Source organism: Streptomyces sp. ID05-39B (assembly GCF_033794725.1).
Classification (GTDB): Bacteria; Actinomycetota; Actinomycetes; order Streptomycetales; family Streptomycetaceae; genus Streptomyces; species Streptomyces bobili.
The window spans coordinates 1-750 of record NZ_JARGEF010000540.1; the positions used below are offsets into that span (position 1 = coordinate 1).

At 67.2% G+C, this 750-nt stretch carries 1 protein-coding gene; it reads left to right on the forward strand.

The window, feature by feature from the left end; translation table 11 throughout:
* Positions 1–750 (forward strand): acyltransferase domain-containing protein (locus P1P75_RS41780; RefSeq protein WP_319265327.1); only part of this gene is annotated, 750 nt, incomplete at both ends.

Below are 750 nucleotides of genomic sequence, written 5' to 3' on the forward strand. Positions count from 1 at the left end.
GGCTGCGGCTGCTGGTTCTGGGTTGTCGGTGGTGGATGTCGCGGCGACGCTGGCCGGGCGTTCTGCGTTCGAGCATCGTGCGGTCGTGGTGGGGGCCTCGGGTGAGGAGCTGCTGGCGGGGTTGGGATCGCTGGCCCGGGGTGTTCCTGCTGAGAATGTGGTGTCGGGGGTTGCTGGGGTCGGAAAGACGGTGTTGGTGTTTCCGGGGCAGGGGTCGCAGTGGGATGCGATGGCTCGTGAGTTGTATGTGAGTGCTCCGGTGTTCCGGGTGCGTCTGGAGGAATGCGCGCGGGCGTTGTCGGCTTTTGTGGAGTGGGATCTGTTGGAGGTCTTGCTCGGTGACGGTGATGATGGTGCGTTGTTGTTGTCGCGGGTGGATGTGGTGCAGCCGGCGTTGTTCGCGGTGATGGTGTCGCTGGCGGCGTTGTGGCAGTCGTATGGGTTGCGGCCGGATGCGGTGGTGGGGCATTCGCAGGGGGAGATTGCCGCGGCGTGTGTGGCGGGTGCGTTGTCGCTGGAGGATGCGGCGCGGGTGGTGGCGTTGCGCAGTCGGGTGATCCGTGTGCTGGCGGGGCGGGGTGGCATGGTGTCCGTCGCGTTGCCGGTGGGTGAGGTGCGGGCGCGTCTGTTGCGCTGGGACGGTGATATCGGGATCGCCGCGATCAACGGTCCGGGTTCGACTGTGGTTTCCGGCAGCGCGCGGGCGCTGGATGAGTTGCAGGCGGTGTTCGAGGCCGGTCAGGTGCGCAC